General features: G+C 37.8%; 15 protein-coding genes and 1 pseudogene. 7 read left to right on the top strand and 9 right to left on the bottom strand.

Annotated elements, in window-relative coordinates; all coding sequences use genetic code 11:
• Positions 1-134: 134 nt before the first annotated feature.
• A complete protein-coding gene (aspS, locus tag ACFIM6_RS02665; protein ID WP_375611540.1) occupies positions 135-1,928 on the bottom strand; it encodes an aspartate--tRNA ligase in 1,794 nt (597 codons plus the stop codon).
• A 132-nt stretch (positions 1,929-2,060) separates the two neighbouring features.
• On the opposite strand from aspS, the gene rnd reads away from it, so the two are divergent.
• Entirely contained in the window at positions 2,061-3,215 is a 1,155-nt protein-coding gene (gene rnd / locus ACFIM6_RS02660; protein ID WP_375611539.1) for a ribonuclease D, read from the top strand.
• Positions 3,216-3,858: 643 nt separating this feature from the next.
• A pseudogene (locus ACFIM6_RS02655) lies at positions 3,859-4,044 on the top strand (helix-turn-helix transcriptional regulator).
• Positions 4,045-4,317: 273 nt separating this feature from the next.
• On the opposite strand, the gene ppx reads toward ACFIM6_RS02655, so the two are convergent.
• Complete coding sequence (ppx, locus tag ACFIM6_RS02650) at positions 4,318-5,835, bottom strand: exopolyphosphatase (RefSeq protein ID WP_375611538.1); 1,518 nt, start codon at positions 5,833-5,835, stop codon at positions 4,318-4,320.
• Positions 5,836-5,841: 6 nt separating this feature from the next.
• Positions 5,842-8,022, bottom strand: coding sequence for an RNA degradosome polyphosphate kinase (locus ACFIM6_RS02645; protein WP_375611537.1), 2,181 nt, complete (start codon positions 8,020-8,022; stop codon positions 5,842-5,844).
• A 325-nt stretch (positions 8,023-8,347) separates the two neighbouring features.
• Between ACFIM6_RS02645 and ACFIM6_RS02640 the strand changes: the two genes are divergently transcribed.
• Together ACFIM6_RS02640 and ACFIM6_RS02635 are read left to right on the top strand one after the other, a co-directional pair.
• Positions 8,348-8,596, top strand: a complete 249-nt coding sequence (locus ACFIM6_RS02640) for a zinc-finger domain-containing protein (protein ID WP_375611536.1) — start codon at positions 8,348-8,350, stop codon at positions 8,594-8,596.
• A 52-nt stretch (positions 8,597-8,648) separates the two neighbouring features.
• On the top strand, positions 8,649-9,896 hold the full coding sequence (locus ACFIM6_RS02635; protein WP_375611535.1) for an FAD-binding protein: 1,248 nt from the start codon (positions 8,649-8,651) through the stop codon (positions 9,894-9,896).
• Positions 9,897-10,087: 191 nt separating this feature from the next.
• Here ACFIM6_RS02635 and dnaE read toward each other — a convergent pair whose 3' ends face one another.
• Positions 10,088-13,555, bottom strand: coding sequence for a DNA polymerase III subunit alpha (gene dnaE / locus ACFIM6_RS02630; protein ID WP_375611586.1), 3,468 nt, complete (start codon positions 13,553-13,555; stop codon positions 10,088-10,090).
• 402 nt (positions 13,556-13,957) lie between these two features.
• On the opposite strand from dnaE, the gene recG reads away from it, so the two are divergent.
• Entirely contained in the window at positions 13,958-16,066 is a 2,109-nt protein-coding gene (recG, locus tag ACFIM6_RS02625) for an ATP-dependent DNA helicase RecG (RefSeq protein WP_375611534.1), read from the top strand.
• A 356-nt stretch (positions 16,067-16,422) separates the two neighbouring features.
• Here recG and glmS read toward each other — a convergent pair whose 3' ends face one another.
• The 5 genes from glmS to ACFIM6_RS02600 all read right to left on the bottom strand — a co-directional run bounded on the left by glmS (position 16,423) and on the right by ACFIM6_RS02600 (position 21,969).
• Entirely contained in the window at positions 16,423-18,246 is a 1,824-nt protein-coding gene (gene glmS, locus ACFIM6_RS02620; RefSeq protein WP_375611533.1) for a glutamine--fructose-6-phosphate transaminase (isomerizing), read from the bottom strand.
• A 173-nt stretch (positions 18,247-18,419) separates the two neighbouring features.
• On the bottom strand, positions 18,420-19,769 hold the full coding sequence (gene glmU, locus ACFIM6_RS02615; RefSeq protein ID WP_375611532.1) for a bifunctional UDP-N-acetylglucosamine diphosphorylase/glucosamine-1-phosphate N-acetyltransferase GlmU: 1,350 nt from the start codon (positions 19,767-19,769) through the stop codon (positions 18,420-18,422).
• Positions 19,770-19,783: 14 nt separating this feature from the next.
• Positions 19,784-20,572 carry a cytochrome c biogenesis CcdA family protein gene (locus ACFIM6_RS02610; protein ID WP_375611585.1) on the bottom strand — a complete coding sequence of 263 codons (789 nt, stop codon included), beginning with the start codon at positions 20,570-20,572 and terminating at the stop codon, positions 19,784-19,786.
• Between the two features lie 44 nt (positions 20,573-20,616).
• Positions 20,617-21,606, bottom strand: a complete 990-nt coding sequence (locus ACFIM6_RS02605) for a carboxypeptidase regulatory-like domain-containing protein (RefSeq protein WP_375611584.1) — start codon at positions 21,604-21,606, stop codon at positions 20,617-20,619.
• A 39-nt stretch (positions 21,607-21,645) separates the two neighbouring features.
• Positions 21,646-21,969 carry a HesB/IscA family protein gene (locus tag ACFIM6_RS02600; protein ID WP_375606652.1) on the bottom strand — a complete coding sequence of 108 codons (324 nt, stop codon included), beginning with the start codon at positions 21,967-21,969 and terminating at the stop codon, positions 21,646-21,648.
• A gap of 108 nt (positions 21,970-22,077) precedes the next feature.
• On the opposite strand from ACFIM6_RS02600, the gene ACFIM6_RS02595 reads away from it, so the two are divergent.
• Both ACFIM6_RS02595 and argS read left to right on the top strand, forming a co-directional pair.
• Positions 22,078-23,280: a deoxyguanosinetriphosphate triphosphohydrolase gene (locus ACFIM6_RS02595; protein ID WP_375611531.1), complete on the top strand. Its 1,203-nt coding sequence runs from the start codon at positions 22,078-22,080 to the stop codon at positions 23,278-23,280.
• 30 nt (positions 23,281-23,310) lie between these two features.
• Positions 23,311-25,068, top strand: a complete 1,758-nt coding sequence (gene argS, locus ACFIM6_RS02590) for an arginine--tRNA ligase (RefSeq protein ID WP_375611530.1) — start codon at positions 23,311-23,313, stop codon at positions 25,066-25,068.
• Positions 25,069-25,146 lie beyond the last annotated feature (78 nt).

Below are 25,146 nucleotides of genomic sequence, written 5' to 3'. Positions count from 1 at the left end.
CCTCGTAAAGAATCAACACAATAGCGTTTTGCCTATCTAAATTTCACAAACAGTACACGCACACACCGTTGACTCTTGAAAGGCATCAAAACTTCACTCTACGTAGAAAAGATGAAACCAATCCATTATCAACTTTATGAGCTATTTTTGTGAGTAGGAGCCATGCGGATTCCTAAATCACGTAATTGTGTAGGAGAAACATCAGACGGAGCGCTCATTAAAAGATCAAGCGCCTGTTGGTTCATAGGGAATAAAGCAACTTCACGCAAATTTTTAACACCTTGTAACAGCATAATAATGCGGTCAATTCCCGCAGCCATGCCACCATGTGGCGGAGCCCCATAATGGAATGCACGATAAAGACCACCGAAACGATCTTTCACAACTTCCTTAGAAAGTCCTACAAGTTCAAAAACTTTAAGCATCATTTCTGGTAAATGATTACGAATTCCACCTGATGCAATTTCATAACCATTGCAAACAAGATCATATTGAAAAGCTTTAATAGTAAGAGGATCTTGGCAGGCAAGGGCATTTTCTCCCCCTTGAGGCATGGAAAAAGGATTATGTCCAAAATCAATCTTTTTTTCATCTTCATTCCATTCAAAAAATGGAAAATCAACAATCCACGCCATAGAGAAACTATCTCTATCAAGAAGATCTAATTCTTCCCCTACCCTTGTGCGTGCTGCTCCGGCAAAAGATGAAAACTTTTTTGGATCGCCAGCTACAAAAAAACAGGCATCCCCACTTTCAAGACCAAGCTGTATACGGATTGCTTCAGTCCTCTGTTCACCAATATTTTTGGCGATAGGCCCTGCTCCTTCAAATTTTCCTTCTTCTTCACGCCAGAAAATATAGCCGAGCCCTGGTTGCCCCTCGCCTTGTGCCCATACATTCATACGATCACAAAAAGCACGACTTCCACCCGTTTTAGCTGGAATAGCCCACACTTGTGCATTCTCATCATTCGCTAAAATTTGAGCAAAGACTTTGAAACCAGAATTATAAAAATGCTGAGAAACATCTTCCATAATGATCGGATTACGCAGATCAGGCTTATCAGAACCATATTTTCGCATTGCTTCATCATAAGAAATGCGAGGAAAGCTTTGTGTCACAGTCTTTCCATCTGCAAATTCTTCAAAAATAGAACGCATAATAGGTTCCATAGTTGCTAAAACATCTTCTTGCTCAACAAAACTCATTTCAACATCTAATTGATAAAATTCACCAGGAAGACGGTCGGCCCTTGGATCTTCATCTCTAAAACATGGAGCAATCTGAAAATAACGATCAAAACCTGACATCATCAACAACTGTTTATATTGCTGTGGCGCTTGCGGTAACGCATAAAATTTTCCCTGATGAACACGACTCGGAACCAAAAAATCACGTGCGCCTTCCGGCGATGAAGCTGTCAAAAGTGGCGTCGTAAATTCCGTAAAACCATTATTTTGCATAGCCCGTCTCATAGCCGCAATAATTTCAGTCCGACGCATGATATTTTTGTGCATAGTCTCCCGACGCAAATCAAGAAAACGATATTTTAATCGAATATCTTCTGGATAATCAGGCTCACCAAAAACCGGTAAAGGAAGCTCATCAGATTTTGAAAGAATTTCTACCTCTTGTGCAAAAATTTCAATCTCACCTGTTGGAAGCGTTGCATTAATAACCTCATCAGAACGAGCACACACCTCCCCATCCACACGAATAACCCATTCAGAACGCACTTTTTCAATAACTTTAAAAGCTGGTGAAGCAGGATCAGCAACAATTTGTGTGATTCCAAAATGATCACGTAAATCCACAAAAAGAATCCCTCCATGATCACGAACACGATGAACCCACCCCGAAAGACGAACTTGTGTTCCTACATCACATCTACGAAGAGCCGCACAATGATGACTGCGATAACGATGCATGTTTTTTGCCTTTGATTATAATATTCACATGCGCTACAAACGCTTTTTAATAACCATTTGTCAAGATATGAGAATAAAAACTCAAAAATAAAGTCAACAAAGGACAAATTTAATTTATCGAATTATAATAAAATGATGAATCTTATTACACAAACAACAGATCTTGAAATTGCACTTAACGCTCTACGTACCTCTGATTTTGTAACAGTCGATACTGAGTTTATCCGCGAAACAACTTTTTGGCCTCAACTGTGTTTAATACAGCTCGCCTCACCAGATGTTACAGTTTTGATTGATCCCATAGCACCAGATATTGATTTACAACCATTTTTTGACCTTATGGTCGATAAAAAAGTTGTAAAAGTTTTTCATGCTGCGCGCCAAGATATTGAAACAATTTATCACCTTGGAGGTGTTATTCCTTCCCCTCTCTTTGATACGCAAATAGCAGGATCCATTTGTGGATTTGGTGATTCTATCTCCTATGATCAAATTGTACAACGCTGTACAGGGCATCATCTTGATAAATCCTCCCGCTTTACAGACTGGAGTTACCGCCCTTTGTCTGAAAAACAACTGCTCTATGCACTTTCCGATGTAACTTACTTAAGAGATGTTTACTTGTTATTGAAAAAAAGGTTAGAGAAAAATCAACGAGCTCACTGGATGGATGATGAAATAACAATCCTTTTAAATCCTAAAACCTATGATATGCCAGAAGATGAAGCATGGAAAAAAGTGAAAGGAAAAATTAAAAAGCCACGTGAACTTGCTGTATTACAAAAGATAGCAGCTTGGCGGGAACGTGAAGCACGAAAATACAATATGCCACGTCGTCATATCATAAAAGATGAATGTCTTATAGAAATAGCAACCCAACAACCAAAAGATGAATCTGCATTAAAACGGTTGCGCAGTCTTAATAAGAACTGGGATAAACTCTCAATTGCTCAATCATTAATCAAAGCTGTCCACGAAGGATTAGAGGTGGATCTTTCTACTTTACCCCCCATTCCTAAACATAATCCACTCAATGATACGACAGCCGCTGTTATCGATCTGCTCAAAGTGTTATTAAAAATTGTTGCAAATGAAAACAGCATTGCCCCTAAAATTATTGCAACATCTAATGATTTAGAAAAAATTGCCAATGGAGGAATAAAGAAAAATATTCCCGCTATGAATGGCTGGCGCTATGAAATATTTGGTAAAAAAGCCGAACAACTGCTAAAGGGCCAGATAGGGTTTTACTTTAACGATGGAAAAATAAGCACAAAACAGCTTTAATTTACATTTTCATTTTGAAAAATCCATTACGCTACTCATTATCTACATCAATTGGTATGCCCTATAGGCCAACGCAAACAGGATAAATAAAGCCTACTTCTGACAAAGTTAAAAAATTAAATAGTAAACTCTTATTAAAATGATAGCTAAATCTTTATCAGGTCAATTAAATAGAAATCCCATTAAAAATAATCTAAAAAAACAGACAGTTCCTTATTTAAAAGTTTTGAAAAAAAAAGTTCTGATAATAAAAGCGCATTCATTACAAAAATAGCAGCCTAGAAATAGGAACAAACAAAGATATAATGCCTCACGTCACCATATCGTATTAAAAACTACCAAGATTGCAATCTAACAATCAAAAACGAGCCAGCATAACAACTAAAATACCTAACAAAAGCAATATATTGATTTCTAACGATAATCTAGCGTTATTTATATTGAATTAGACCTCCGAATATCGTAAGATCCTCTCACTCCATCTCAATAAAACTCATAAAGTTTCACATAAGAAATTATATGATAAAGCGCTGTTTTTTATAAATTAAACACCTTTTAAAGGATTCGAAAATCATAGTTAATAAATAGTTGTGATTTATTTCTATTTTTTATAGTGAAAGGATTTTATAATGACTGAAATGATATTCTTTTGACAGACCGTGAAAGTGCAAAACTGTTTCATATGAGTATTTCAACATTCCAGCGTCATGTAACCAATGGATCTCTCCCAAAATCTTTAAAACTTGTTTTTTATCGCGTTGGTTACAATCGTAATCTTATCAAGATAATCGAGCAAGCTAAACAAAAACGTTATAACGACGCAGCATAAAAAGAAAACCTTTTCACGTAAAAATGGACAAAACTTTTCATTTTCACATGAAGCTTATGAAGTGAAAAATCCATCCTGTGATGCAAGTAACAGAATAAAAAATTATGTTTTCTTTTATGAATGCTCAGGTATTACAAATGCTTTGCGTGGTGTCTAGCATGGGCGTTATGGAACAAGTCCTATTGTCCAGCTCATGATGATAGGCTACCTAGTTTATCCCTCGTCAATGGCCCTATTATTAAGACATAAAACACGAATAAATTAGGAAAAAAATCAAAAAATTTCAAAAGCGAGAGGTTGTTTTATTATTTTTGATAACTTCTGTAATCGTCCAAGAGGACGTTCTCCTAATAACCCAGCGTAATTCTTTGGGATCTGCAGGATAATATGATCTGCTTTTTTATGCCACAATAAATGAGGTAAAATTCCTGCAACAGAAGCACTAAAAAGATGAGCAATACGCATAGTTTCGCCAAGAATACGTGCTTTTTCAATTATATTTTGAGTTGCTAATTGAAAAATGGGAAGAGATTCTTTATCAACCAATAAACTCGTATTGCGAAAAAAAACAGCAAGTGCCGCATAAAGGCGCCCTTCATGAGAAATTCCTGGATAAGATCCTAAAGCTATTTGATTTGCTGCTTCATTGCCTCGATAATCTGGATGTATACGCCAACCAATATCCGCAAGAAGACAAGCGGCTTGACGATAACGGCATTCATTTTCGGTTTCTGAAATTCCAAAAACTTCAAAAGCATTCGTCGTAAAATCAATGAGTTCTTCTGCTTGTTTTGGTGAACGTGCCCGTAAAATAGCCATTTCTGTGCATGCTGCAATGAGAGGATCTGAAAGTCGAATCGCCTGCGGCAATCGTGAATAAAGAAAACCTTCACGAACGCCAGCACCAGAAAAGATTATCTTTTCAAACTCCATACACTGAATGAGTTCAATAAGAACTATTGCCCCATAAGATAAAAGTTTTCGACGGTTCTGAGAAACCGCTGCAATCCCTCTCATATTATCAATATTGCCACGTGCTACAAGACGTAAAAAGTTCTCCATTTCAACAGCATCAACTTCATAGCCATGCATAACAGGGAGCCGATAGTGTTTCATTGCCATATGGAGTTTTGCCAAATTACGCCATGTCCCCCCTACTGCATAAAAATAACGTGCTATACCTTTACGAGCACGAACAACAGACGATTTATAAAATTGCTCATGTACAATTTTTGTAGCTACAGCACTATCATTATTTGACATATACTGTAGCCTTAAACCACCCAATGGGAGCGTTATCCCTTCACCAACATCAGAATGATCAATATCAATCAGCTCAAGACTTCCACCACCAAGATCCCCAGAAATACCTTTTGGTTGATAAAAAGTAGACACAACTCCATATGCTGAATACATAGCTTCTTCACTTCCTGAAAGAAGATATATTTTATTTTGCAAAATATCTTCAGCATGCTGAATAAATGCTACGCCATTCTGTGCATCTCGTGCTGCTGCTGTTGCTAAAGTATAGACCTCATCTGCCCCAATCTGTCGACAAAGCGTACGAAACCGTTTCAGTGTTTGCAACGCCATTTTCATCGATTTTTCTTCTAAAAATCCTGTTTTCGCCACACCATGACCGAGACCACAAAGAATCTTTTCATTAAATAAAACTGTTGGTGATCGAACAAGCCCCTCATAAATAACCAACCGAACAGAATTTGAGCCAATGTCAATAACAGCAACAGGCTTACGCCCTTTTAACCGACCTTGAGCATCTCTATATGTCATTGGATTTTAGTCTTTATGTATTTCGGCTTGTTGCCGATGCAACGCAACCAAGCGCGAAACAGAAGACTCAAAAGACTCATTTTCCCCCGCAAAACTTGTATTGGCCATAAAATACTCCTGCGCATTAAATAGACTTTCACCTATCTGCGGTGTAATACGTTTTGATGTTCCATCCTTAAGTATATCAAAGCTTTGTTGATTATCAATGATATTAGCTAACATAATCTGTAAAAGAATTTTTTGACGCACTATTTTATTAAAAACCGGAACCAATATTTCAATACGATAGTCCAAATTACGAGGCATCATATCAGCAGAGCCTAAGTAAACGAGTGCATTTTCATTAGGCAAATCTTGACCATTCCCAAAACAAAAAATGCGACTATGTTCAAGAAAACGCCCGACAATTGATTTTACACGAATATTATCCGAAATTCCTAGAATACCAGGACGTAAACAACATATCCCCCGCACAACCAAATCAATTTGCACCCCTGCTTGACTGGCACGATATAAAGCATCAATAATTTCAGGATCAACCAATGCATTAACTTTCATCCAAATAGCAGCAAACCTTCCCTGTTGTGCATGAACAATTTCTCCCTCAATATGCTCTAAGATACGACCACGCAGTGTTAAGGGTGAAAAAGCAATCTTCATTGTTTCATTTGGACGCTCATATTGCGCAATATAATTGAATAATAACGCAACATCATGAGCGATATCATCATCCGTGGAAAAAAAAGAAAGATCGGTATAAGTTTTAGCATTAATGGGATGATAATTTCCTGTTCCAAGATGAACATAAGAGCGAAGACGTTTTCCCTCACGTCTCACAACTAATGACATCTTAGCATGCGTTTTTAATGCAATAAAACCAAAAATAACTTGAACCCCAGCACATTCAAGATCCCGGGCCCAACGAATATTTGCTTCCTCATCAAAACGTGCTTTAAGTTCTACCAAAGCAGTCACAGACTTTCCCTGTTCAGCTGCTTCAATCAAAGCGCCAACAATTGGACTATCATTTGATGTACGATAAAGTGTTTGTTTTATTTCTACAACATCAGGATCGCAAGCAGCTTGACGTAAAAATTGGACAACAACATCAAATGTCTCATAAGGGTGATGAATCACAATATCATTTTCACGAATAGCCGCAAAACAATCCCCATGATGTTCACGAATACATTCTGGAACACGAGAAATATAAGGAATAAATTTAAGATCATCGCGGGGAATAGAAACAATTTCTGATACCGTATTAAGCGCTAAAAATCCGTCAAGGACATTAATACAATTATCAGGAACAGCGAGACTATTCGCTATAAATTGGCGTAAACTCTCTGGCATTTTTGCGTCAAACTCAACTCGAATAACCTGCCCACGGCGCCGCCTTTTTAGAGCAGTTTCAAAAAAATGAACAAGATCCTCAGCTTCTTCTTCTACTTCAATATCGCTATCTCGGATTATTCTAAATGTACCAATTCCTTTAACCTCATAGTTAGGAAATACATGTTTAATAAAAAGGCAAATAACATCTTCAGATGCGATAAAACGAAAATGATTACCTTCTTGAGGAAGAAGAACGAAACGCCTTAAAAGCATTGAAATAGACAACAATACTGTGTGTGAATTCTGATCAGTTTCTCCAGACAATTGAAGCCCAATAGAAAGCCCTAAATTAGGAATAAACGGAAAAGGATGAGTAGAATCAACAGGTAAAGGTTTTAAAACAGGAAAAATTGTCTCAAGAAAATATTTTTCAAGCCATGATTTTTCAATTTCTGAAAGATCATCAGAACAAATAATTTCAATATCATTCTTTTTTAATTCATCACGTAAAACATTCAATTCTCGTAGTTGGTGAGCCTGCAGCTTTGAAATCTCAGCTAATACAATATCAAGTTGTTCCTGTGGAGTGTGCCCATCTGCACTGCACGCTGTAACGCGAGCACGAATTTGAGCTGCTAGTCCTGCAACACGAACCATAAAAAACTCATCAAGATTTGCAGCTGAAATAGAAAGAAATTGTAGACGTTCTAATAAAGGATGTTTCGAATTAGCCGCTTCCATCAAAACACGATTATTAAATTGTAGCCATGAAAACTCTCGATTAATAAACCGTACCGGATTTTTCATTGTTATATTCGATATAGAAATTTTATTTACCACCCTCTGTTCCATATATCCTAAATAATTTTCTTTTATATTTTCTAAAATCCTTGACGAAATATCTCACATAACATTTGATAATATGTTATCATCATAATAATATATCAATACCTAACTTCCCTCATCATTTTTCCATTTAATATTTAAAAGTACTTGGAATTATTGCTATGCGCAAAGCACTAAAAGTAAGACAACTATTCTAATATAGCATAAAAGAAGAGAAATTTGTCTTAAAAAGCATCTTGCATTATTATACGCTTTATTACAAACTCACGCCTATAAAATAGAAGAGCCCAATCATAGCTGATGAGAAAATTTATTCTGGAGTTTGTATGCCATGGCTGATCACAATATTCCTCATTTCCAAAATGACCTTGGATATAAAACAATCGAAATTGGTGTGAAAGAATTTATGTGTGTAGGCGCTACACACCCATTCGATCATCCTCATATCTTTATCGATATGGGAGCAGCAGATGAGAAAATTTGCCCTTACTGCTCAACCCTTTATCGTTATGTTCCCTCGCTATCATACGATCAAACAAACCCAACAGGATGCTTATATCATCCAGAAAAGCTATTATAATTGCGTTTTTTGGCTTTCTTAATAACCCCTCTTTTAATTCTGCTTGTTTAATATGAAATCATTTGTGGAACAATCACCCATCATCGTTGGAGGAGGAATTGCTGGTTTAAGCACTGCTTTAGCACTCGCTCATAAAGGAATTGCAAGCACCATTATCGAAAAGTGTAAGCAACTTGAAACGATAGGCGCTGGTATTCAACTGACACCAAATGCAACATCTATTCTTGCTCGCTGGAAACTTCTTAACAAACTCACTGAAGTCGCGACAATCCCATATTTTCTTGAGTTAAAAGATGGATTATCTTTAAAAATACATCTACGGGCTCATCTTATTAATCTAACAGAAAAATATTGGAAAGCCCCTTATATGACGATTCACCGCGCGGCTTTACAAAAAATTTTATATAATGCAGTGATTGAAAATCCTTTGATCAAATACAAAGCAGGCGAAACGATTGTATCTTCTACCCAATCGGCAACCAACATTAAAATCACGACAATAAAAACAGATACGGCAACAGAACAGCTTTATTCAACGCCCCTTCTGATCGGATGTGATGGCGTTTGGTCAACATTACGGCAACAATCTCCTTTTCATGAAAAAGCAAATTTTAGTGGCTTTATTGCTTGGCGTGCAACAACAACATTTGATAATCTTCCTCAAAACTTTCGTTCTTCATTGCAAAATATGAAAACAATTACGGCTTGGATGGGACCAAAAAATCATCTTGTTGTCTACCCCATTCAATCGTCAGAAAAAATTTTTAATTTTGTCGCCATTACGCATGGAGAAAATTCAAAAGAAGGATGGGCCCATAAAGGAGATAAAGAAAAACTCAAATCTCTTTTTAAAGATTGGAATTCAAAAATCTTACAAATCTTCGATCATATTGATGAATGGAGTTATTGGCCACTTTTTCAAATGAAACAAAATCGTTTTATCGGTTTAGAGAGACAAGTATTTGTTGGCGATTGCGCACATGCTGCCTTACCTTTTGCAGCACAAGGCGCCGCTATGGCAATCGAAGATGCCGCCACATTAGCAAAAGCACTTTCATTGAAAGATTTTTCATTAACGAAAGCACTTTCGCTTTACGAAACAACACGCACCCCGCGTATTGCAGCAGTAAAAAAACGCGGAGATTTCAATAGATTAGCCTATCACGCAACCGGTCCCATAGCAATTGCACGCAATCTCATGATGAAAATTCGTACACCAGAGAGCATTATGTCAGATCTCAATTGGCTTTACATGTATGATGCGATGAATTCTATAAAAAATAATGATAAAAACTTATAAAATTCTTCCGGCACTTTGAATATTACGAAAGAACGAGATTTTTTTAATTTTATGACACTAAAAAATATCATAATTTACTCTAATAAAAGCAATATTTTTCGAAACCTACAATCTGATTTTAAAAGCTCAATTTTTAGCTCTCCTAAAAGCAAAAACACCACTCAAAATCAGCTCCCATCTTTAATCTTTCTTTAACTCAATTCTACATCAACAACACCCTGAATTAATTTCATAGCATTTGCGACATGTGAATTTACCTTATATCGCTTAGGAAGCGCAATTTCGACTTCTCGCAATCCATCCTCTTGAATTAAAATAAGCCCAACCTCTCCATTCCCCCCAAGATTTAAATTTTGTTCAATTTGTGGAAGCATATCAACTGTTTTTATAAAGAGACGCATCATTTTATGCTGTTGTAATGATTCATTTTCCAAAGACTGAATTGTTTCAATTCGCAAACTAACTCCTTCAGAACGATTTTCTGCGCTCACCGTAATAATAAAAGATTTTCCGGGTTCTAGCATCTCTTCATAATCCGAGAGTGCCTCAGAAAAAAGAACTGCTTCATATTGTCCACTTGTATCAGAAAAATGAATAATTCCCATTTTTTTACCAGATTTTGTTTTGCGCACGTTTTTTGCCACAACAGTTCCAGCAAGCCGTGCAGCCGTTGCTCCCCCTTTAACGGCATTGGCAAAATTACCCCAAGTCTGAATGCGTTTTTTGTTTAGAATAGCTTGATACTCCTCCAAAGGATGCGCAGAAAAGTAAAAACCTATAGCTTGAAATTCTCGATAAAGTTTCTCAGCCGGCAACCAAGGGGTTGTTTGCGATAAAATCAATGGTTCTTTTAATCCGCCTGCCATTCCAAATATATCAACCTGCCCGCTAGAATTGTCATCGAGAATACGAAGTGCACGCGCATGAAGGGTTCCAAGATTGGCTAATAAAACCTCACGTGCAATGTTAAAACAATCAAAAGCACCAGCACAAACTAAACTTTCCATCGCACGCTTATTAACAATACGAGGATCAACACGCGCACAAAAATCTTCCAAATCCTTAAAAATCTTACTCCCACGACAAGAAACAATATGATCTACAACAGTTTCTCCCACACCTTTAATGGCAGCAAGAGAATAATAAATACAATTATCACCAACCTCAAAAACACGATGAGATGTTTGTATAGAGGGTGCAATAACTTCAATACCCAACCTTAATGCTTCACGCCGAAAATCATTGAGCTTATCTGTATTCGTCATATCATATGTCATTGAAGCAGCTAAAAACTCAACGGGATAGTTTGCTTTCATATAAGCCGTTTGGTAAGAAACAATTGCATAAGCAGCAGCGTGCGATTTATTAAAACCATAATCGGCAAATTTCGCTAAAAGATCAAAGATAATATCAGCTTGATCTTTATCCACGCCACCTGCAACAGCTCCATTGACAAAACGCGTACGCTGTTTTTGCATTTCAGCATGAATTTTTTTCCCCATAGCACGACGTAATAAATCGGCTTCCCCAAGCGAATAGCCAGCAAGCACCTGAGCAATCTGCATCACCTGTTCTTGATAAACAATAACACCTTGTGTTTCTTTGATCAGATGATCTATTTTAGGATGAATAGAAGCAATTTCCTCTTCCCCATGTTTGCGTGCATTATAGGTTGGAATATTCTCCATTGGACCTGGACGATAAAGTGCAACCAGCGCAATAATATCTTCAATACGGTCTGGCTTCATTCCAATCAACGCCTTGCGCATACCAGAACTTTCCACCTGAAACACGCCAACCGTTTCACCACGTGCCATCATAGCGTAGGTTGCTTCATCATTCAGAGGAATATTTGATAAATCTATTTTAATCCCCTTTCTGGCAACAAAATCGACTGCCATTTTCAAAACAGTAAGCGTTTTTAATCCAAGAAAATCAAATTTTACCAGCCCCGCTTGTTCAACATATTTCATGTTAAATTGTGTAACAGGCATATCAGAACGAGGATCACGATACATCGGGACAAGCTCCCAAAGTGGACGATCTCCGATAACAATCCCAGCAGCATGAGTTGAAGCATGACGATAAAGTCCCTCCAACTGAAGCGCTATATCTAATGCGCGTCCAACAACGGGATCTTTTTTCTTTTCTTCTTCAAATTTAGGTTCATCCTTAATAGCATCTGCTAATTCTACCTGACTTCCTGGGGTGGCAGGAATTAATTTTGTAAGATAATCCACCTGACGATAAGGAACTTCTAAAACACGCCCCACATCACGCAAAACTGCACGTGCCTGTAACTTACCAAAAGTAATAATTTGAGCAACTTGATCACGTCCATATTTTTTTTGAACATATTGAATAACTTCTTCGCGCCGCTCTTGACAAAAGTCGATATCAAAATCTGGCATCGAAACACGATCTGGATTGAGAAAACGTTCAAAGAGAAGAGAAAACCGCAAGGGATCCACATCAGTAATCGTCAATGCATAAGCAACAAGTGAACCAGCACCAGAACCTCGGCCTGGTCCAACGGGAATGTCATGAACCTTTGCCCATTTTATGAAATCTGAAACGATAAGAAAATATCCAGAAAATTGCATACGCGTAATAACTGAAATTTCATAATCAAGCCGCTGTTCATAATCTGCAATCGTATACCCTTCAGCCAACCCTATTGTTTCAAGCCGAATCTTCAAACCATCTTTAGCCTGATTTAATAACTCACTATCTTCTATTTCTAAAGTAGTTTCTGAATTAACAGATTGTTCTATAAAACGAGGCAATATCGGTTTTCGAAGAGGCGAGGCAATATGACAACGCAATGCAATTTCAACACTATTTTCCAAAGCTTCTGGAAGATCAGAAAACAGTGTAACCATTTCATCTTGTGACTTCAAATAATGATCTGGTGTCACACGTTTGCGATCTGGATTAGAGACAATTTGTCCTTCTGAAACAGCCATCAGCGCATCATGCGCTTCATACCCTTCTCTTTGCAGAAAAAAAGCTTCATTCGTTGCTACAAGAGGAATTTCATGCGCATAAGCCAATTCAATAAGATCAGCTTCTACTCTCCGGTCATAAGAGCCATGCCGTTGTAACTCCACATAAAGACGATCAGCAAAAGATTTTTTCAAATAAATTAAGCGCTCAACAGCATGTTCTTTTTTCTCTTCTGCCAAAGAAAGATTAATAGGTCCTCCCTTTCCACCCGTTAAAGCGATTATGCCTTCACTGTGTTCTGACAACCAATCAGCTTTAATATGAGGAGGATCAGTATCACACTTATCAAGATAAGCACGGCTCACAAGACGAACCAAATGAGCATAACCGGTTTCGCTAGCAGCCAAAAGAACAATAGAGCAAAAATCAGAAGGATTACGCCATTTAGCCAAACGTGAATGATCATTTTCATCACAAAAATCAACAGTAAGCTGACAACCAATAATAGGTTGGACCCCATGAGAAAGACAATGCTGTGAAAATTCCAAAGCACCAAATAAATTATTGGTATCGGTAATAGCAACCGCTGGTGCATGATCTAAAATCGTCTGTTGAATAATTTGGGGGATTTTTAAAGCCCCTTCGAGCAAGGAATAAGCTGAATGCACTCTCAAATGAATAAAGCGAGGAAGAGAATTTTTGTTCTCTTGCATTTGCATTTTAGTTTTTACCACTCTCACAATTTCCCACTACAAAATAAATGCTAAACAGCACCCCTTATAAAAGAAAAAACTTCTGTTTATCATCAAACTTTAAAGCTATAAATTCATCATCCTACATAGGAGCAATATCCCAATTTTATTAATATTTATAAGAGAGTTCTATCAAGAAAATGCTTCTATTCACAGCAAATAAACACCTAAAATAAAAAGAAAAACAATATACCTCATCTAAGCACTTTAATTTTTGACCATTTAATTGTATTTTTCTTTAAATATTAATTTCTCTTCCTAAAGTTCAATGTGTAAATAAAGCAACCTCCTCTTTATGACTTTATCCCCAAAAAGCTCTTCTAAAGGTCTAGAAAAAACAAAAAGGGCAGGTTAAATTTGCTCATGCCTCCAAGTCTTCTTACCCCACTTTTTAATTCTATCCGAACTCTTTCTGGTATTACACCTAAAGTCTATGGTTTATTGACCAAACTCTTAGATGTTAATCCCACACAACGCGAAGCAACCCTTATTGACCTTCTTCAATTAATGCCCCATTCCGTTATAGACCGCAGAATGCGTCCCAACATTACTTGTGCAAAAGAAGGAGATACTGTTACGCTCGAAATTATCATCGATCAACATCAACCACCACCCCGTGGTCACAACCGAATTCCCTATCGTGTTATTGCCCATGATCACACAGGAAAAATAAATTTAGTCTTTTTTCATGCTCAACCTCTTTGGCTAAAAAAACAACTCCCCGAAGGAAAAAAAGTCATTATATCAGGAAAAGTTGAATGGTTTAATGGACAGCTTTCAATGGCGCATCCAGACTATATTGCCCCAAGCGAACAATCAAATCAGATACCTCTCATCGAACCTGTCTATCCCTCTACTGCAGGACTAACTGCAAAGACACTAAGACGCGCCATACAAAACGCTCTTGATTTTATTCCTCTTCTACCAGAATGGATAGATGAAAATGTAAAAAAGCAGCAAAATTTTCCTTCTTTTTCCGTTGCTTTACGCCGTATCCATGCACCCATTAACCCCAATGATCTATCCTTAGAAAGTACAGCACGCAAACGTCTTGCCTATGATGAATTGCTCGCTTGTCAATTGGCACTAGGACTCGTGCGTTTGAAAACTAAATCTCTTGTTGGCACTTCTCGACCATCAACAGGAATTTATACTAAAAAATTACTCAATATCCTCCCCTTTCAACTCACAACCGGACAAAAAAAAGCAGTAGAAGATATCGCAAATGATCTTGCTTCACCAGAACCGATGCTAAGACTACTTCAAGGTGATGTAGGCGCAGGAAAAACTGTTGTTGCATTGATGGCAATGGCACAAATTGCTGAAAATTCAGGACAATCAGCTTTAATGGCACCAACTGAAGTGCTTGCTAGGCAACATTTTGCCACCATCGCTCCTCTTGCCGAAAAGGTCGGATTACAAACAACGCTTTTAACAGGACGAGAAAAAGGAAAATTGCGGACAAATATCGTGAATGATATTCTGTCAGGTCAAGTTTCTATTGTTATCGGAACTCATGCTCTCATACAAAACAGCGTTACTTATAATAATCTCGCTTTAACCATTATCGATGAACAACACCGTTTTGGTGTCCATCAACGTATCGCTCTTACAGAAAAAGGCAATAAAGCTGATATGCTGGTTATGACCGCCACGCCCATTCCGCGCACACTTGTCTTAACAGCTTTTGGTGATATGGATGTCTCTAAAATTACCGAAAAACCAATGGGACGACAACCCATTACAACAGCAACGCTTTCTTTGAAACGTCTTCATGAGCTTATAGCGAGAATCGCAATTGCATTAGAAAAAGGAGAAAAGCTCTATTGGATTTGTCCTTTAGTAGAGGAATCGACAGCTCTTGATCTCACTTCAATTGAAAACCGCTTTGCATTTCTCCATGAGCGCTTTGGAGCACACGTTGGTATGATCCATGGAAAAATGTCTACAGCAGAAAAAGAAGCCGCTATGGCATCTTTTAAATGTGGAAATACACGTATTTTAGTTGCAACCACCGTCATTGAAGTGGGAGTAGATATTCCAGATGCTTCGATCATTATCATCGAACACGCGGAACATTTTGGCCTTTCACAATTGCACCAATTACGTGGACGTGTAGGACGAGGCGATAAAAAATCTTCCTGCATTTTGCTCTATAAAGATCCACTGACTAAAACAGCAGCAACACGCCTTAATATTATCCGCAATACAGAAGATGGTTTTGAAATTGCTGAAGAAGATTGGCGCCTACGAGGCGAAGGAGAACTTTTAGGTACAAAACAATCTGGAGTCCCTGAATTTCATATAGCAAACCTTGCAGTTCATAGCGATCTTTTGTCAATGGCAAGAAAAGATGCTCGTTTATTTTTACAACGCGATCCTCATCTTTCTTCTGAGCAAGGACAAGCTTTACGGTTGCTCCTTTATCTTTTCGGACACAACGATGCTGCACGCCTCTTACGAGCAGGATAACAAAAACCCTCTAATAAAAAACTTAAATACCTCTCTGTTCAAATATGATTTTCTCTTAGAATTACCCATAAATGATCTACGCAGTCTCTTACCATCTTTATGCTTCATGAACGAATAACAAATCAACTGCATTAAAACAGTAGAAGCAATATTGCGTCTTTTTTTACCATTATATTCACATAACTGATCTATTTTTTGATAGGTAAGAAAATATTTTTCGTTTTATCGTAAAGGATTTAGGAATAAAAAACCTTTCTTCAGTATTCTCGTTCAACAGAGAAAAATGAAAAAATAAGTTTCATTATAAATCAATTTCTTACACTTGATTATTCTCCAAAAGATTCAGAAATATACTTTTATTCAACCGTGACTGATTTTGCTAAATTACGGGGTTGATCAACATCTGTTCCTAATAAAACAGCTGTATGATAAGCGATTAACTGAACAGGGAGTGCATAAATAATAGGAGAAATAAATTCTGGAACATCTGGCAAAGTGATCGTTGATAAAGTCTTAAGACAAGCTACTTCTGCTCCCTTTTTATCGGTTATTAAAATAATACGACCATTACGCGCTACCACTTCTTGCATATTAGAAAAAGTTTTTTCAAACCACCGATCATAAGGTGCAACAACAATAACGGGTATTGTCTCATCCACCAGAGCAATTGGTCCATGCTTTAATTCACCTGCCGCATAACCTTCAGCATGAATATAAGAAAGCTCTTTCAGTTTAAGAGCTCCCTCCAAAGCAATCGGATAAGAAGTTCCACGTCCCAGATAAAGAACACTTTTTGCATTCACCAAATCACGACAAATACATTCAATTTTTCTCTCTAATTTTAAGACCTCATTTAAAATACGTGGAACTTCTGCCAACTGTTGAACCAGTTGCTTTTCTATTTGAGCCGAGAGATAGCCACGTTGTTTAGCCGCACTAAGAGCGAGTGAAGCAAGCGTTGCCAATTGACAGGTAAAAGCTTTTGTTGAAGCAACACCTATTTCCGGTCCGGCAAGTGTTGGGAGAATAAAATCAGCCTCCCTTGCCATTGTTGATTGCTCTACATTCACAATTGTTGCTGTTTTTACACCCCGCTCACGACAATAACGCAAAGAAGCCAATGTATCAGCTGTCTCACCAGATTGAGAAACAAACAGCGATAACACATCAGACGTTATAGGAGGTTCACGATAACGAAACTCGGAAGCAACATCATTATCAACACTTAAAGCGGCAAATTTCTCAAACCAATAGCGCGCAACTAAGGTTGAATAATATGCCGTTCCACAACTCGCAAAAAGAAGCCGATGAATATTTTTCCAATCAATCAAATTCTCAAGCGGTCGAACCGCATAATTTCCAAGGTCAAGATAATGCGCCAAATTATGAGAAATCACTTCAGGTTGTTCAAACATTTCCTTGTGCATAAAATGACGATGATTACCCTTAGAAATCAATAAAGCCCCTTCGAGTAATGTCGTCACAGGACGTTTTACCGGTTGGTTGTTAGCATCATAAATTGTAACACCTTCCCGTGTGAGAACAGCCCAATCTCCATCTTCCATATAGCTAATATAATCAACGAATGGTGCCAAAGCTATGGCATCTGACCCCACAAAAAATTCATCTTTTCCATAACCAATTGCCAGAGGTGGACCAGAACAAGCCGCAATCATAAGGTTATCTTCACCTTCGAAAATAAGAGCAATAGCAAAAGCCCCCTGCAGCCTTTTCCAACTGGTACGTATGGCTTCTTGCGGAGAAAGACCATCTTTTAATGCACGCGTTATTAAATGTGCAATAACTTCCGTATCCGTCTCTGTTTCAAAGATACAACCATCCTCTATGAGTTCCTTTTGCAGTTCTACAAAATTTTCAATAATACCATTATGAACAATCGCAAGCTTTTCAGTCACATGGGGATGCGCATTGCGTTCAACAGCAATTCCATGCGTAGCCCAACGGGTATGACCAATCCCTAAACTTCCCTCCAGAGGTGTTTTTTTTAATTTTTCTTCTAAATGAACAAGCTTCCCCTCAGCACGTACACGATAAAGATGCCCATTATGGACCGTTGCCACCCCAGATGAATCATACCCTCTATATTCAAGACGTTTTAACCCCTCAACCAAAGAGGACGTAACACACCTCTTTCCAAGAACTCCAATAATTCCACACATTAAAAAGCTCCAACCCACATCTTAAGATTCAAATTTTACAAAACAATCCAACAGCCTTTATTTAAAACTATAAATAATAAAAATAATTCAAACATGGAATACGGCAATCTTTAAGAATAAATCTTCCATCCATCGTTAGATTAACACGAAACAAAAGAATAAGCTGAAAATAATCATTTTTTCTGTTTGTTTTCTAACAAACGCTCTCGAAATTTTGTCGCATAGCCCTCTTTTATAACCTGTCGTGCACGCCCAAAAGCCATACTGTTCATAGGAATATTTTCAGTAATAACACTTCCTGAAGCAACATAAGAGCCATCCCCTATTACCAATGGGGAAACAAGTGCCGTATTAGACCCAACAAAAGCATGATCACCAATCATGGTTTTATATTTGTTAAATCCATCATAATTGCAAGTAATCGTACCGGCTCCAATATTGGTATGTGCACCAATTTCGGCATCACCAATATAACTTAAATGATTGATTTTAGAAGATTCTCCTACCTTAGCTTGTTTGACTTCACAAAAATTTCCAATCTTTACGGACTTAGCCAACTCTGTTCCAGGACGCAAACGTGCATAGGGACCAATCTGTGCATCTCTACCAACCACAGCACCTTCGAGATAACTAAATGCATGAATAACCGCACCAGATTGTACTTTTACGTTTAACCCAAAATAAACATTTGGTTCTATCACCACCCCTGGTGCAATTTCTGTATCATAAGAAAAATAGAGTGTTTCTGGCTTCAAGAGTGTAACACCCGATAACATTAAATCGCGCGCTTTACGTTTTTGCCACAAAGAATCAGCCTCAGAAAGCTCAAGACCGTTGTTAATTCCTACAATATCTTCAAAAGGAACTTCAACAACACGCACATCTAATCCTTCGCGTGTTGCAAGAGAAGCAATATCTGTTAAGTAATATTCTTTTTTCACATTATTATTACCAACTTTCTCTAAAAGAGAAAGTGCATGTTTTCCACGCATAGCGAGTATTCCACCGTTACAAAAAGAAATCTTTTTTTCTTCATCGCTAGCGTCTTTTTCTTCTACAATTGCAATCAATTGACCATTTTTCTCGAGAAGACGCCCATAACCTGTTGGATGTTTGGTATGAAAACCTGCAAAAACAACATCTGCTCCATCAGCAAGCTGTGCACGCATTTGGTGCAATGAATCTTGCTGAATGAGAGGAGTATCCCCAAAAACAATGAGCACATCATCCACCTCCTTTTGCAAAGCTAAACGAGCAGACAAAACAGCATGAGCAGTTCCTAAACGCTCTTTTTGTTCAAAAATCATTACATCTTTTACAAATGACTGAACAACGTGCGTAACCTCCTTAGCACCATATCCCACAACAACCGCTAATTGTGAAGAGCCTGCCAATTCTATTTTTTTTAGAACATGGCATATAAGAGGCAATCCAGCAATTTTATGAAGTACCTTAGGCAGAGACGATTTCATGCGCGTCCCCTCACCTGCGGCAAGAACAATAGAAAGACAACTTCTAACCATAAAAACACATAAGACTAACGAGAAAATCCAAAAAAAATCATAATATTGTGCCAACGAATATCTTCAATATAACTCAACGAAGGATAATGTTCTAAAAGCCAAAATGAAAGATCCTGCATAGAACCTGTTAAAAACAAAATCCCTGTAAGAATAAGAAAAACACCAATGATTTTTTCAACTTTTCCTAAATGAATACGAAAAGCTCCTAAAAATCGCATAAAACTGCTCGAAAATAAAGCTGCTAACATAAAAGGAATAGCAAGACCTAATGCATAAACCGCTAAGAGAACAGCTCCCTCTCCCACAGTTTCTTTTGTTCCAGCAAGCGTTATAATAGGACCTAAAATAGGGCCAATACACGGTGTCCAACCAAAGGCAAAAGCTAAACCGATAATATACGCGCCTAAAGGACCAGCAGGTGTTTTTTGGGTCTGAAAACGCGCCTCACGAAATAAAAAAGCGATCTTGAAAATCCCCAAAAAATTTAAACCAAAAATAATAATGACAATTCCAGCAGCAAGGGCAAACCAATCACGATAATAACCGATGAATTTCCCAATTGTACTAGCACTGGCACCTAAAGCAACAAAAACAGTCGTAAACCCAAGAACAAAAGCAATAACAGAAGATAATAAAGCCCACCGGATAAAGACTTTCTCATCAGGCTTTTCTGAACGAAAATCATCAATACCAACCCCTGCCATATAGCACAAATAAGGAGGAACTAACGGCAAAACGCATGGTGACAAAAAAGAGAGTGCCCCAGCAAAAAACACACCAACTGTTGAAATTTCAATCAAAATTCATACCCCGTCTTTCATCATAGTTTACCCCCCATGAACAACAATCAATCCACATCTTCATCAACTCGCTGCATATTTTCTTCATTCGCTATCACACTTATATCTTCATCATGACCAGAAACGACTGAAAAAACTTTTTGATAGATTTTATCTTTATTTTTAGCAATTGCAATATACTCTCCCTCCGCTAACACGAGTGAAACATACGCACCTACTGTTTCATAAACGATATCACCAGAATCATTGGCAAGAGACCAACTTGTATCTGCAAGCGCTTCTCCTCTTTCTTGTCGCACCAGCTTTAAGACAATCTGAGCGGCCTGATGTTCAAGAGTAACTTCTGTTATTTTACCCGCATCCACTTGAATATCCGAACGAGCCGTCGCATTAATAGAACCATAATGGGAAGCAACATGGTAGCGGCCAGCTTTTAAACGCACAACTGATTGGGGTTTAACATTTGATATAATTACTCCCGTATCATCATTTTCTTTTTCATCCTCATAAATGGTAAAACGGAGTTCCTTTTCATTCATTACGCCATTGAGCAGTGTTGCATTTAAAATGACACCACCAGCCTCAAGATTAAAGTTTTTTACAAGACTCTGCCCATTTTCTAAACGAATATGGCGCACAGCACTCATATGACCAAATGAGACATGAACAAGATAATTTCCTGGTTCGAGATCAAAACGTGCACTTCCCCCCTTATAGGTTGCCACTAATGGTAACTTATTATCAATCCCTAGAATAGGAGCATAAACCCGCCAGACAAGCCCTTTTTCAATATCCGGATGACTATTTGTTAATCGAGCATTCAAAATGAGTTGTGTTTGAGATGCTAAGTTTTCGTTCTCCTGCTTTTGAGTCTTTACAATAAAACTCCTTGATTGTCTCTGCTGCTGATCTTGCCCTTCTCCTGCTTCAGAAAAAGCACAGTGGCTCCAAGTCAATAAAGAAAGCGCCACGCACAACCATACACATCGGTGCACTATTTTTATAAGAATACCCATTTTTGCATTGTTGACCAACATGATCTTTTTTTCAAGAAACAATATCACACAGCCATCATTTTAAATTGAGAAACTTACACCACAACCACATGATGAAACAGCATTGGGATTGTGGACTTGAAAAGACTGCCCCATAAGATCATCAACAAAATCAATCTCAGCTCCTTCCATAAAAGGAAGTGATAGTAAATCAATAAACACAACTGCCCCGTCTTTTTTGAGAACGAGGTCATCTTCACACATTTCAGAAACCAAGTCATATTTATAAGAAAAACCAGAACACCCACCACCTTCAACAGAAATACGTAATGCTATTTTATCGGGTTCACGCAAAAGTATCTGTGCAATTTTTTTGGCAGCAACATCTGAAATTTTCACATTCATTTTATATATCCTTGCATTAAACCATCAAGAAAGAGTATCCTACACTCAAAGAGCAGTTTATTTGTCATAAACCACTCTCAATTTTAAGATGATAATAGACAGCTTGCAATGGATATAGGAAATATCGACTTCAATTACCAATCTCGAGCAGTATACAGTGCTCATCCACAAACAAGCCGTGGTCGATTATACCATGAAACGATGAGCACCACACGCTCACCTTTTCAACGAGATAGAGATCGTATTATCCATTCTAATGCATTTCGACGTCTTAAACATAAAACGCAAGTGTTTATTGCTGATGAAAGCGATCATTACCGTACTCGCCTAACCCATTCCATAGAGGTTTCTCAAATTGCAAGAACATTAGCCCGTGCCCTGTGTCTTGATGAAGACCTTGCCGAAGCCATTGCCCTCGTTCACGACTTTGGACACACACCCTTTGGCCATGCAGGAGAAGATGCTCTTAATGAAGCCATGGTACATTATGGCGGCTTTGATCATAATGCACAAGCATTACGCATTGTAACAAAACTAGAACAGCGCTATGCAAATTTTGATGGACTTAACCTTACATGGGAAACCCTCGAAGGACTTGTAAAGCATAATGGTCCCCTTTTAGGTCCTCACGCAAAGAATAAGGAGGTTCCTATCGATATTTTACAATACAATGCAAAGCAAGACCTTGCACTCGATTGTTTTGCAGGGCTAGAAGCGCAATGTGCTGCTATTGCAGATGATATCGCATACAATGCGCATGATATTGATGATGGTCTACGTTCGCAATTTTTAACACTCGATCAATTTGAACATGTTTCACTAACAGCAGCAATATTAAAAGATATAACAGATGAGCATCCCCACCTCGACCAAACGCGTCGCGGTTACACGCTTGTACGAAGACAAATAACAACCATGGTTGAAGATGTTATCAAACAGTCACAAAAAAATTTAGCACGCATCAAACCAACAAGCATAAACGATATTCACCAAGCAAAACAAACTATTGTCACCTTTTCACCGACAATGACCGTTTATGAAAAAGAACTAAAAAACTTTTTATTTAAAAATCTTTACTACCATGAACAAGTTCTTAGTCGTCGCAATGCAGCAAAATGCATTGTACAAAAATTATTCAATTGTTATTATGAAAATCCAAATACAATGCCTGAAAGTTGGCAGAGCAAAACAGTGCACTTAAAAAATCAAGAGTTAGCACGTTTGATTGCTGACTTTCTTTCAGGCATGACGGATCACTACGCTCTACGTGAATATCAGCGTTTATTTGACCATACAGATAATTTCGTTTAATGGCTTTTGGCATCATCATGGAAGCTAAATATGAATATCTTTAAAAACTTCGAAAAAAAAATTAAGAGATCAATTGAATTATCTGATATAAAAGGAAAAAATGGAGAAGCTCTAGATTTATCAAAAATCACTGTTGATCCTCCGCGTGATTCCTCCCATGGTCATTTATCAACCAATGCTGCTATGGTGCTTGCAAAATCTATTGGAATCAATCCACGTGCACTTGCAGATAAAATCATAGAACTTCTTAAAAATGATTCCTCTATCGAAAATATAGATGTTGCCGGTCCTGGTTTTATAAACATAAAGCTTACAAAATTATTTTGGCAAGATGCTATAAAATCTATGCTTGAATTAGGCACTTCTTATGGTCGTATTCCAATGGGACAAGGAAAATGCGTCAATGTTGAATATGTCTCAGCAAATCCCACTGGACCAATGCATGTAGGACATTGCCGCGGAGCGGTTGTTGGGGATGTTCTCTCCAATTTGCTACAATTTACGGGCTATAACATTACAAAAGAGTATTATATCAATGATGCGGGTCAACAAATCGAAGTCCTCGCCCATTCGGTACTATTGCGCTATCGTGAAGCTCTTGGGCAAAAAATTAATGAAATTCCAGAAGGACTCTATCCTGGAGAATACTTGATACCATTGGGTCAATCGCTTGCTCAAGAGTTTGGTGACCAACTCCTCACGATGGATAAAGATGAAGCCTTATCTCTTGTGAAAGAACGTGCAATTCATGCAATGATGTCCATGATTCGCGAAGATTTGGCTGCTCTTAATATTTATCATGATATCTTTTTCTCTGAGCGAATGCTTTATGCAGATAATGCACGCGCCATTCGTAACACCATCAACGACCTCACTTTAAATGGTTATATCTACAAAGGAAAACTCCCCCCTCCCAAAGGACAAAATACAGAAGACTGGGAACCAAGCGAACAAACTTTGTTCCGTTCAACAAATGTCGGTGATGACCAAGACCGTGTTTTAGTCAAATCTGACGGTTCTTACACTTATTTTGCTGCTGATGTTGCTTATTTTCGGGATAAATTTAATCGTCATTTTGATGAAATGATTTATATTCTAGGCGCAGACCATGCTGGCTATGTAAAGCGGCTAGAGGCAATGGCAAAAGCAATTTCTGGGGGTAAAGCTAAATTAAGTGTCTTCTTGTGTCAATTGGTAAAACTTTTTCGCAACGGTCATCCTGTACGCATGTCAAAAAGAGCAGGATCTTTTGTCACTCTACGGGATGTTGTCGAAGAGGTTGGGCGTGATCCTGTGCGTTTTATGATGCTATACCGTAAGTGTGAAGCACCTCTTGATTTTGATTTTGCAAAAGTAACAGAACAATCAAAAGATAACCCCATCTTTTACGTACAGTATGCAAGTGCACGTTGTCACTCAGTCTTTCGTCAAGCACAAGAAGCGCTTCATATTAAAAGCTTTTCAAATGATACATTGATTGCCCATCTTCATCGATTAACAGATGACCATGAAATATTGTTAATACGCAAACTTTCTGAATATCCACGTATCATTGAACAGGCCGTAATTCATAAAGAACCGCATCGATTAGCGTTTTATCTTTATGACCTTGCCTCCAGCTTTCACACCCATTGGAATAAAGGGAGTGAAAATCTCAATTTACGCTTTATTCAACCTGATGATAAAGAGTTATCCTTTGCAAGATTAGGATTGATACAAGCTGTTATCAATATTTTATCATCAGGGCTTACCATCATAGGAGTCGAATCACCCATAGAAATGCGTTGAAAAAGTTCTATAAATACATACAATAGGTACTCTATTGATAAACTTTTTCATGTATCCTTGCATGAGAGGGGGAAAATT

The sequence above is a fragment of the Bartonella sp. AA9NXGY genome (assembly GCF_042196845.1).
Classification (GTDB): Bacteria; Pseudomonadota; Alphaproteobacteria; order Rhizobiales; family Rhizobiaceae; genus Bartonella.
This window is presented reverse-complemented; position numbering and strand designations above follow the sequence as displayed.

What these genes read in the sequence shown, in the direction of transcription:
- ACFIM6_RS02640 (WP_375611536.1), top strand. Translation starts at nt 8,348, where the DNA reads ATGGCTGATCACAATATTCCTCATTTCCAAAATGACCTTGGATATAAA.
- ppx (WP_375611538.1), bottom strand. Translation starts at nt 5,835, where the DNA reads ATGACATATAGAGATGCTCAAGGTCGGTTAAAAGGGCGTAAGCCTGTT.
- glmU (WP_375611532.1), bottom strand. Translation starts at nt 19,769, where the DNA reads ATGGTTAGAAGTTGTCTTTCTATTGTTCTTGCCGCAGGTGAGGGGACG.
- ACFIM6_RS02600 (WP_375606652.1), bottom strand. Translation starts at nt 21,969, where the DNA reads ATGAATGTGAAAATTTCAGATGTTGCTGCCAAAAAAATTGCACAGATA.
- aspS (WP_375611540.1), bottom strand. Translation starts at nt 1,928, where the DNA reads ATGCATCGTTATCGCAGTCATCATTGTGCGGCTCTTCGTAGATGTGAT.
- ACFIM6_RS02595 (WP_375611531.1), top strand. Translation starts at nt 22,078, where the DNA reads ATGGATATAGGAAATATCGACTTCAATTACCAATCTCGAGCAGTATAC.
- ACFIM6_RS02645 (WP_375611537.1), bottom strand. Translation starts at nt 8,022, where the DNA reads ATGGAACAGAGGGTGGTAAATAAAATTTCTATATCGAATATAACAATG.
- dnaE (WP_375611586.1), bottom strand. Translation starts at nt 13,555, where the DNA reads ATGCAAGAGAACAAAAATTCTCTTCCTCGCTTTATTCATTTGAGAGTG.
- glmS (WP_375611533.1), bottom strand. Translation starts at nt 18,246, where the DNA reads ATGTGTGGAATTATTGGAGTTCTTGGAAAGAGGTGTGTTACGTCCTCT.
- recG (WP_375611534.1), top strand. Translation starts at nt 13,958, where the DNA reads ATGCCTCCAAGTCTTCTTACCCCACTTTTTAATTCTATCCGAACTCTT.
- ACFIM6_RS02605 (WP_375611584.1), bottom strand. Translation starts at nt 21,606, where the DNA reads ATGTTGGTCAACAATGCAAAAATGGGTATTCTTATAAAAATAGTGCAC.
- rnd (WP_375611539.1), top strand. Translation starts at nt 2,061, where the DNA reads ATGATGAATCTTATTACACAAACAACAGATCTTGAAATTGCACTTAAC.
- argS (WP_375611530.1), top strand. Translation starts at nt 23,311, where the DNA reads ATGAATATCTTTAAAAACTTCGAAAAAAAAATTAAGAGATCAATTGAA.
- ACFIM6_RS02635 (WP_375611535.1), top strand. Translation starts at nt 8,649, where the DNA reads ATGAAATCATTTGTGGAACAATCACCCATCATCGTTGGAGGAGGAATT.